The following is a 9,603-nucleotide window of genomic DNA, read 5'->3' as shown; positions in this document are numbered from 1 at the left end:
TAACCCGTACCCGGCCCGGGTGGCTCCCCCGCCCGCCCTACACCGGCCGGCCGCCGGTGCTGCCGCACTGCAGTCGCGGCGCCGGTTCAGGTATCGGGGCACGTCGCCTGCATCGGGGCGCGCCCTGTCTATCGGGGGTATTTCGGGACGTGACGATCCTCACGCTCCCTTCACAGAACGGCAATGCGTTGTTTACCGTTCAATCGGGTGTGCGGTGCGGCGACGCACCCGCCCCGAAGCCCCGGCCAGTTCCCCCCGTCTGGCCGGGGCTTCGTCATGCCGTCCACGGCACCGCGGCGAGGATTGACGCCTGCGGGGGCTGCCGAGGTGCGGGGGTGCGGAGCCCGGCGCACGCTGGAGGCATGTCCGAGCATCCGCCTGTCATCGTGCACCCGCCGACGCCCTCTGGTGGTCGACGGGTGACCGTACGTGGGCAGATCGTCGGCCTGGCACACGGCCGCGGCGATGTTGCCGAGTTCCTCCGTCGCGCGGGAGTCGCCGACCCGGCCGAGGACATCCGGCTCGACGATCCCCGTCTCGTCGAGTGGCGTGGCGGCTCGCTGGACGACTGGCCGATGCCGTCGCCGTGACGCGCGACCATCGGTTGCCGCGAGGGGTGCCCACCGCGCTGTCAGTGGTGGGGGGTATGAATGACAGGGACAGCGGTCACGTCGTGGTCGGGGCAATGATGCAGAGGAACGGGGGCTGGGCATGAGCGACAGCGGGGACGGCGGCTCCGGCGGCGACAACTCCTATGACGCCGGCGGCGCGACGAGGAGCGGATCCGGATCCGGTGCGCCGGCGAGTCTGGACGTCATACGCAGAGCCATGCGCTGGGAGACCCTGGTGATCGTCCTGATCCTGGTGCTCCTCACCGTGGTGGCGTCATAAGGCGAGGCCGTAGGGCGACGCCATAGACGTCCGCACGACCTTGCCCACCACTGTCCGCACGTCGTCGGCACGGCCGTCGGCGCGGTCCCCGGCGTCCGAGCGCCCCGTCCGATTTCCGCCAGCATCGCCGCCCGGCCTGCCGCACAGTGGACCCTGTGATGAACGAGGACAGCAGGTACGAGGCGGTGCGCAGCAGAGACGCCAGGTTCGACGGTGCGTTCTTCTTCGCCGTGTCCACGACCGGGATCTACTGCCGGCCGAGCTGCCCGGCCACCACGCCCCGGCGGCGCAATGTCACCTTCTTCCCGACGTCGGCGGCCGCGCAGGGTTCGGGCTTTCGCGCCTGCCGCCGCTGTCGGCCCGACGCGGTGCCCGGCTCGGCCGAGTGGAATGCCCGTGCCGATGTCGTCGGCCGCGCCATGCGGCTGATCGGCGACGGGGTGGTCGACCGGGAGGGGGTGTCCGGACTGGCCGCGCGGCTCGGCTACAGCGCGCGGCAGGTGCAGCGGCAACTGGCCGCGGAGCTGGGCGCCGGGCCGGTGGCGCTGGCGCGGGCGCAACGCGCCCACACCGCCCGGGTCCTGCTGCAGACCACCGGCCTGCAGGTCGCCGAGGTCGCTTTCGCGGCCGGGTTCGCCAGCGTGCGCCAGTTCAACGACACCATCAAGGAGATCTACGCGCTCACCCCGAGCGCGCTGCGCGCCGCCCGCCCCGGGAAGGCGCCCCGACGCGGCCCGACGGTTCCGCCCCCCACCCCCGGCGTACTGCCGCTGCGGCTGGCCTACCGCGGACCGTACGCCGCGCGGGAGATCTTCGACCACCTCCAGCGGCGCGCGATCACCGGCGTCGAGGAGGTGACCGGCGAGCTGGGGGCCCGTACCTACCGGCGCACCCTGCGGCTGCCGAACGGCCTCGGCGTCGCCGAGGTCGACGAGTCGCCCGGAGCCGGCTGGCTGGAGTGCCGGCTGCACCTGACCGAGCTGCGCGATCTGACCACCGCGAGCCAGCGGGTGCGCCGTCTCTTCGATCTGGACGCCGATCCGTACGCGGTGGCCGAGCGGCTCGCCGCGGACCCGGCCCTGGCCCCGCTGGTGGCCCAGCGCCCGGGGCTGCGCTCCCCGGGCACGCCCGCCCCGCACGAGCTCGCCGTCCGCGCGGTACTCGGCCAGCAGATCTCGGTCGCCGCGGGACGTACGCTCGGCGGCGCGCTGGTCGCCGCGTACGGGGAGCCACTGCCCGAAGCGGCGGGCGGGCTGACCCATCTCTTCCCGCGTGCCGAGGACCTGGCGCAGGCCTCGCTCGCCGGACTCGGCATGCCCGAGCAGCGCCGGAACACCCTGCGCACCCTCGGCGCCGCGCTCGCCGACGGCACCGTCACCCTCGACGCCGGGGCGGACCGGATCGAGGCCGAGCGCCGGCTCCTCGGCCTGCGCGGCATCGGCCCCTGGACCGCCGGCTACATCCGGATGCGCGCCCTGGCGGACCCCGATGTGCTGCTGTCCGGCGACGCGGCGGTACGCGCCGGAATGCGCCGGGCCGGGGCTCCGACGGACGATCTGCAGGTCCGTGCGCGGGCCTGGCGCCCCTGGCGCTCCTACGCGATGCACCACTTCTGGAACGCGCCGGCCGCAGCGGGGTGAGGCCCGGCACCGCGGCACCGCCCGTAGCCGGAACGAACCCCCTCCGCAGACCGCCCACCCACCGACCCCCTACCGACCCACGTCCGCAGACCACGGAAAGAAACGGAAAGAACAGGACCATGACGCGCTACACCATGCTCGACAGCCCGCTGGGTGAACTCCTCCTGGTGGGCGAGGAATCGGCCACCGCCCCCGGTGGCACCGCACTCGCCTCGCTGACCGTGCCCGGACAGAAGGGCGGCGCGACCGTCCAGGACGACTGGACGCACACCCCCGAGGCGTTCGCCGAGATCGCGCGCCAGCTGCGCGCCTACTTCGACGGGACGCTGACCCGCTTCGACATCGAGTTCGCCGCCACCCCGCGCACGGGCACGGACTTCCAGCGGCGCGTGTGGCAGGCGCTGGAGGCGATTCCGTACGGGACCACGACGACCTACGGAGGGATCGCCGCCGACATCGGTGCGGCGCGCGGCGCGGTACGCGCCATCGGCACGGCGATCGGCGCCAATCCGCTGCTCGTCGTCCGGCCCTGCCACCGGGTGATCGCCGCGGACGGATCCCTCTCGGGCTATGCGGGCGGGCCGGAACGCAAGCGGCAGCTCCTCGGCCTGGAGGGCGCCGTACCGGACGCGGCCTGAGCGCGCCCGCCGCCCGGCAGGCCGTTCTCGCTGCCCCGGCCGCCCCTGAACGCCGACGCCCCACGGGAGCCCGCCATGACCACCACGACCACCAAGCGCCGAACCCGCCACGCGGTCCTCGCCGACCGGGTCGCGGCCGCCGACTGGACGGCGATCGGGGAGGAACTCGACGCCACGGGGTGCGCCCTGACCCCGCGTCTGCTCACTCCGGCCGACCGCCGCGCCCTGGTCGCCCTGTACGACGACGCCGACCGCTTCCGCTCGACCGTCGACATGGCCCGGCACCGTTTCGGCTCGGGCCAGTACCGCTACTTCGCCGACCCGCTGCCCGGACCGGTCCAGGCGCTGCGGGAGGCGTTCTACCCGTATCTGCTGAGGACCGCCCGCGACTGGGCGGACCGGCTCGGCAGGCCGGCGCCCTGGCCGGACACCCTGGGGGAGTGGCTCGCCCGGTGCCACGAAGCCGGCCAGACCAAGTCCTCGCAGATCCTGCTGCGTTACGGTGCGGGCGACTGGAACGCGCTGCACCGTGACCTGTTCGGGGAGATGGTCTTCCCGCTCCAGGTCGTCATCGGCCTGGACGAGCCGGGCGCCGACTACACCGGCGGGGAGTTCCTCCTGGTCGAGCAGCGGCCGCGGGCCCAGTCCCGCGGCACCACCACCGTCCTGCCACCGGGCCACGGCCTGATCTTCACCACCCGGGACCGCCCCGTACGCTCCGCCCGGGGCTGGTCGGCCGGGGCCGTACGCCACGGAGTCAGCACCGTCCGCTCCGGCCGCCGGCACTCCCTGGGACTGGTCTTCCACGACGCCTGAGGTCCGGCCCAGGGATGTGCCCGACGGGGTCAGAGCAGGGAGCCGCCGGTGACGTCGATGCGCTGGCCGGTGATCCAGCGGGAGTCGTCCGACGCGAGGAACGCGGCGGCGTCCGCGATGTCGGCGGGCTTGCCGATCCGGTTGAACACCGAATAGGCCGCCAGCGCGGCCCGCCCCTCGGGAGTCGACCTGCGCACCGCGGTCACATCGGTCTCGACCCAGCCGGGGGCGAGGGTGTTGACCGTGATGCCGCGGTCGCCGAGCTCCTTGGCGAGGGCGAGCGTGAGGGTGTCCAGCCCGCCCTTGGCGATGCTGTAGGCGATCTGGGAGGGGTGGGCCGTACTCGTCACCGCCGACGAGACGTTGATGATGCGTCCGCCGTCCCGCATCCGGCGCAGACCGTGCTGGGCGATGAAGAGCGGGGCCTTGGTGTTCACCGCGAGGGTCCGGTCGAACTCCTCGGGAGTCACCTGGTCTATCCGCCCGGGGAAGTTGAGTGCCGCGTTGTTCACGAGGATGTCGAGGCCGGGCTCGGCCCCGTAGGCGGCGAGTTCGGCGTCGAAGGCGGCGAAGAGTGCCTCGGCATCGCCTGGGATCCCCAGCTCCGCGCCGATGACGACCGCCTGGCCGCCGGCGCCGGTGATGCTTTCGGCCGTCTCCTTGGCCGCGGTGTCGTTGCTGCCGTAGTGGACGGCGACCAGGGCGCCGTCCTGGGCCAGGCGCTGTGCGATGGCCCGGCCGATACCCCGGCTGGAGCCGGTCACCAGCGCGGTCTTCCCCTTGAGGTCACCCATGGTCGTAAAGGCCTTTCCTGTGCTTGTGGCGGGCATGCCGTCACCGGCTCGGCCCCCCCGCCGGGTGGCGACGGCGGGTGCACGTGCAGGCGCGAGGCGGTCGGCGCGTGCGGCCGGTGAGCTGTGCCGTCAGCCGCGGGCGTCCAGTGCCGTGAGGGTGGAGACGAACACCGGCTCACCGTCCTGCAAGCCGGTGACCTGGACCATTCTGGTGCAGGGCAGAGCCGGCGGAACCCAGCGGGCCTCGATCACGCAGGGGGTGCCGTGCTCGGCGTACCGGAGGAACTCCGTGCCGAGGGCGTACGGCACGAAGCCGTCGGGTGCGGTCAGGGCGTGGGCGGCCTGCTGCGCCGCGTCGAGCAGCACCATGCCGGGAACATGATCGTTCGCCGGGTTCACCACCGCGGCGTGGTCGGGCGCGATGCGCAGCAGCCAGCGATCGGGCCGGTCGGTGGGGGAGAGGAGGACGTCGTGGGCGGTGGCGCTGCCGGTCAGTTGGGGCGGGACGGATGCCGGGAGCGGTCCGGGGGCGCGCCGCGCGGTCAGCCGTTCGCCGCGGATCCGGCGGTAGACGGCGGGCGAGGTGACGGTGACATGGGAGTGGCCGGTCGCCACGATCCGCCCCGCCGAGCGCAGGGTCATGTCGAACCGGCCGCTGGTCAGCGTGCCGGCCCGCATGCGCATCTGGCTGCAGACGACGTCGATCGTGAGGGGCGTGGCACGGTCCCCGGCGTCGAGGTGCGGGGAGTGCGTGGCGAAGATCAGGTCGCCCAGGATGAAGTGGTGGCCGACCGGCACGCCGAGTTCGGTGTGGGAGAGCAGCAGCCCCGCCTGGCGGATGGTCTCACCGATGAGGATGAGGTGGCGGCCGTCCTGGTTGACGGTGAAGTATCCGTGGTCGGTGGGCCACTGGGCGGTGACCGAGAAGTGGGAGTCGTCCAGTCTGCGCCAGGAGGAGACCAGAATGTCGTCGACGATGGGGCGGTGCACGTACTCGCGGCGGACCGGGTCTCCGGGAAGGGGCCGGGTCGCGGCGCGCTGACCGGATTCCAGTGGCATGTGATCCGGGGCTTCGCGCTGAATTGTGTCGCTGACGTGCAACGCATCGCTCACGGCTGCCCCCAGGCGGTCTCTACGGGATGAGGTCCATCGCTGTTAAGATACGTACCATCCGGTTTTATTTTCAATGCCGGGCTGGGGGAAAGGGGAAATAGGCTGGTGGCGCGGTGACTTGACCGGTGGCCGGCACCCGCGGAATGTGAAGGCTTCGACAGACAGGAGGCGTCCTGTGGCACAACAGGACCGCGCGATCCGGACCCGACGAGTGATCTTGGAGGCGGCCGCGTCGGTATTCGACGAGCAGGGCTACGACCGCGCGACGATCGCCGAGGTCCTCGAGCGTGCCGGTGTGACGAAGGGCGCCCTGTACTTCCACTTCGCCTCCAAGGAGCAGCTGGCGCTCGCCGTGCTCGAGGAGCACGTCACCGACATCGCCGTGGAGCCGCAGCAGATCAAGCTGCAGGAGTTCGTCGATTCCGGCCAGGTCCTGGCGTTCCGGCTGCGCAGCGACCCGATGCAGCGCGGGGCGGCCCGGCTGGCGGTCGAGCAGGGGTCCAACCACCTGGACCGCAAGCGGTCGATGCTCTCGTGGACCGTGTTCGTCGAGGGCCTGCTGACCGATGCGCGGGCGCGCGGCGAAATCCTGGACAGCGTCGTGATCCACGAGACCGCCGAGCTGTTCGTCGGCGCGTTCGCCGGGATCCAGATGATGTCCCATGCGCTGACCAATCAGGCCGATCTCTGCTACCGCCTGACCGTCTTCTTCCAGCACACCCTGCCGAGTATCGCGGTGCCGGCCGTCCTCGGCAGGCTCAACCTGGACCCGGAGCGCGGCGCGAAGCTGGACGCCGCTCTTCGGCGCGGCGCGGAGGTCGGCGCCGTCGCTGAGGCTCATGCCGGTGCCGGTGCCGGTGCCGGTGCCGGTGCCGGTGCCGGTGTCGATGCTCATGCCGCTGTCGAGGGCGCCGTGCACTGAACGGCGCCGGACCAGGGCGGCCGATGCGGCCGGGTCCGCGGCCTTCCGGGCGGCGAAAAAAACCGCACAGGCGGTGTTGTCGAGGCGTAAGAGGCACGGCCGTGTGAGGCGTCTCACCTCTGCCGTCCAGGGTGTTGACCAAGCGCCGGCACAGCCCCCCGCGATACAACGTTCGTCATGCACGTATCCATCGCGCCACCGCACTCACCCCCGCCGCCCCGGAGGCCGCACGCATGACGCAGACGACGGACCAGCCGTCCGAGAGGACGGCCACCGCCGTTCCCCCGGTGTCCGACCCGACCACGGGCGGCCGTCGAAGAGCCCGCGGCGGCATCGTCCCGGTCCTCGCCTTCGCCGGCATCGCCGTCGCGGTGATGCAGACGCTGCTCGTGCCGGTCATCAAGGACCTGCCGGTGCTGCTCGACACGGCACCCAGCAACGCCACATGGGTCATGACGGCCACCCTCCTCGCGGGCGCCGTCTCGACGCCCATCATGGGGCGGCTCGGCGACCTCCACGGCAAGCGGCGGATGCTGCTGACCAGCCTCGCGGTCATGGTCGTCGGCTCGTTGATCTGCGGATTCACCAGCGATCTGGTCATCATGATCATCGGTCGGGCGCTACAGGGCTTCGCCATGGGCGCGATCCCGCTCGGCATCGGCATCATGCGCGACGAGCTGCCGCGCGAGCGGCTCGGCTCGGCCATGGGCCTGATGAGCTCGTCGATCGGCGTCGGCGGCGGACTCGCGCTGCCGGCCGCCGCGCTGGTGGCCCAACACGCCGACTGGCACACCCTGTTCTTCGGCGCCGCCGGGCTCGGCGTGCTGTCGATGCTGCTCACCCTCCTCGTCGTACCGGAGACCTCGGTACGCGCCCAGGGGCGCTTCGACGTGATCGGCGCCCTCGGGCTGTCCGCCGGTCTGGTGGCCCTGCTGCTGCCCATCACCAAGGGCAGCGACTGGGGCTGGAGTTCGCCCACCACCCTCGGCCTCTTCGGCGTCGCCGCCGTCGTGCTGGTGCTGTGGGGAGTGATGGAGCTGCGGATCGGCGACCCGCTGGTGGACCTACGGACCACGGCCCGCAGAGAGGTGCTGCTGACCAACCTCGCCTCGATCACGGTCGGTGTGGCGTTCTACGCGATCTCGCTGGTCCTGCCGCAGCTGCTGCAGCTGCCCGAGTCGACCGGCTACGGGCTCGGCCAGTCCATGGTGGTGGCCGGGCTGTGCGTGGCGCCGCTCGGCGTGACGATGATGTTCGTCGCCCCGCTGTACGCACGGATCGCGGCCCGGCGCGGCCCCAAGGTCTCGCTGCTGATCGGCATGCTCGTCATAGCCATCGGCTACGGCGCGGGCATCGGCCTGATGAGCGCCCCCTGGCAGACCGTCGTCGTCGCCGTGGTCGTCGGGGCGGGCATCGGCCTGGCGTACTCCTCGCTGCCCGCGTTGATCATCGGTGCCGTCGATCCGTCCGAGACCGGCGCGGCCAACGGTCTGAACACCCTGATGCGATCGATCGGCACCTCGGTGTCCAGCGCCGTGATCGGCATGGTGCTGGCCCATATGTCCCAGCGCGTGGGACCGGCCACGATCCCCACGCTGGCCGGCTTCCGGGTCGCCTTCCTGATCGCCACCGCCGCGGTCCTCGTCGGCGTCGCCCTGGCCTCCTTCCTGCCGTCGCAGCACACCGAAGCCCGCCCGACCCTGGTGGCGCAGAGCACGGACGACGCGGAGGACGCGGACGGCGGGCATGACGCGGACGGCGTGGCGGCGGGGGACGCCACGGCCGGCGGGCCCGGCGCGCGGATCGCCCCCGGACCCTCCGCCCCCGCCGCCGCGACCACCGCGCACGACCCGCCCGCGGGATTCCGCGGCCGCGTCCTGGACCTCTCCGGCGCGCCGGTCATGGGCGCCAGCGTCACCCTCATCGACCGGCAGGGCCGCCAGGCCGACGTCACCACGGCCGCCGCGGACGGCGGCTACGCCCTCGCCGTCCCCGCCGCCGGCACCTACGTCCTGACCGGCGCCGCGCCCGGCCACGCCCCCTACGCGGCCTCCGCCCGACACGGGGCCGACGGCCCGCCGGTGGAGGTGGACCTGATCCTCGCGGGCACCGGCCGGCTGGGCGGCACCCTGCTCGGCGGCCCGGAGGGCACCCCACTGGCCGGCGGGAGCATCGTCGTCACCGATGCCGTCGGTGAGGTGGTGGCCCGCACGACGTCGGGTGCGGCGGGCGACTGGGAGTTGGCACAGCTGCCGCCGGGCACCTACACCCTGGTCCTCGGCGCCCCCGGCCATCGGCCGCAGGCCCGTGCGCTGGAGCTGTCCGACGGGGAACCGGCCCGCCAGGACGCCCGGCTGCAGCAGACGGCCATGGTCCGCGGCACGGTACGAGGACCGCGGGGCCGGCCGCTCGCCGACGCGGCCGTGACCCTCGTCGAGGACGGCGAGGTCGCCGGGTACGCCCTCACCGGCGCCGACGGAGGCTTCGCGTTCGGCGACCTGACCGGCACTCACTACACCCTCACCGCGGCCGGCTATCCGCCGCACGCCACCCCGGTGTCCCTCGCCGCCGGTGCCGACGCGACCTGCGATGTGGTCCTGGAGCCTGCCCAGCCGTCCGCCGACCGGCGCTGACCGGGCCGCGCGAAGGTGCGGGCGTGGCAGGCGCCGCGCACCTTCGCACGGCCACCGGCCACCGTGCGGGCGGTTGCACTTTCCGGGGCAGCGCTTGCACTTTCGTCCGGCTCTCCTTGTCACCCCCTCGCCCGTCCTCAACGATGTCGCTGCCAT

The 9,603-nt window shown here is 72.9% G+C and carries 9 protein-coding genes; 7 read left to right on the top strand and 2 right to left on the bottom strand.

Annotated elements, in window-relative coordinates; genetic code table 11:
• The first annotated feature begins 362 nt into the window (after positions 1-362).
• The 5 genes from ACFWZH_RS36755 (at position 363) to ACFWZH_RS36735 (ending at position 3,985) form a co-directional block, all read left to right on the top strand.
• The gene (locus ACFWZH_RS36755; RefSeq protein ID WP_384441886.1) at positions 363-590 is read left to right on the top strand and encodes a hypothetical protein; all 228 of its coding nucleotides are present in this window, start codon (positions 363-365) and stop codon (positions 588-590) included.
• A 121-nt stretch (positions 591-711) separates the two neighbouring features.
• On the top strand, positions 712-891 hold the full coding sequence (locus tag ACFWZH_RS36750; RefSeq protein ID WP_384441883.1) for a hypothetical protein: 180 nt from the start codon (positions 712-714) through the stop codon (positions 889-891).
• 158 nt (positions 892-1,049) lie between these two features.
• Entirely contained in the window at positions 1,050-2,531 is a 1,482-nt protein-coding gene (locus ACFWZH_RS36745) for an AlkA N-terminal domain-containing protein (protein ID WP_384441880.1), read from the top strand.
• Positions 2,532-2,650: 119 nt separating this feature from the next.
• Positions 2,651-3,169 carry a methylated-DNA--[protein]-cysteine S-methyltransferase gene (locus ACFWZH_RS36740; protein ID WP_384441877.1) on the top strand — a complete coding sequence of 173 codons (519 nt, stop codon included), beginning with the start codon at positions 2,651-2,653 and terminating at the stop codon, positions 3,167-3,169.
• A 75-nt stretch (positions 3,170-3,244) separates the two neighbouring features.
• On the top strand, positions 3,245-3,985 hold the full coding sequence (locus ACFWZH_RS36735) for a 2OG-Fe(II) oxygenase (protein ID WP_384441874.1): 741 nt from the start codon (positions 3,245-3,247) through the stop codon (positions 3,983-3,985).
• A 29-nt stretch (positions 3,986-4,014) separates the two neighbouring features.
• Here ACFWZH_RS36735 and ACFWZH_RS36730 read toward each other — a convergent pair whose 3' ends face one another.
• Entirely contained in the window at positions 4,015-4,779 is a 765-nt protein-coding gene (locus ACFWZH_RS36730; RefSeq protein ID WP_384441871.1) for an SDR family NAD(P)-dependent oxidoreductase, read from the bottom strand.
• 129 nt (positions 4,780-4,908) lie between these two features.
• Positions 4,909-5,838 carry a ScbA/BarX family gamma-butyrolactone biosynthesis protein gene (locus tag ACFWZH_RS36725; RefSeq protein ID WP_384441868.1) on the bottom strand — a complete coding sequence of 310 codons (930 nt, stop codon included), beginning with the start codon at positions 5,836-5,838 and terminating at the stop codon, positions 4,909-4,911.
• A 229-nt stretch (positions 5,839-6,067) separates the two neighbouring features.
• Here ACFWZH_RS36725 and ACFWZH_RS36720 point away from each other — a divergent pair, with 229 nt between their 5' ends.
• Both ACFWZH_RS36720 and ACFWZH_RS36715 read left to right on the top strand, forming a co-directional pair.
• Complete coding sequence (locus ACFWZH_RS36720; protein WP_384441865.1) at positions 6,068-6,814, top strand: ScbR family autoregulator-binding transcription factor; 747 nt, start codon at positions 6,068-6,070, stop codon at positions 6,812-6,814.
• A gap of 233 nt (positions 6,815-7,047) precedes the next feature.
• Positions 7,048-9,447: an MFS transporter gene (locus tag ACFWZH_RS36715; protein ID WP_384441862.1), complete on the top strand. Its 2,400-nt coding sequence runs from the start codon at positions 7,048-7,050 to the stop codon at positions 9,445-9,447.
• Positions 9,448-9,603: the final 156 nt, after the last annotated feature.

Origin of the sequence: Streptomyces sp. NPDC059008, from assembly GCF_042749045.1 — a bacterium.
Taxonomy (GTDB): domain Bacteria; phylum Actinomycetota; class Actinomycetes; order Streptomycetales; family Streptomycetaceae; genus Streptomyces.
The sequence above is the reverse complement of the archived record's forward strand: the minus strand, read 5'-3'. Positions and strand labels throughout refer to the sequence as shown.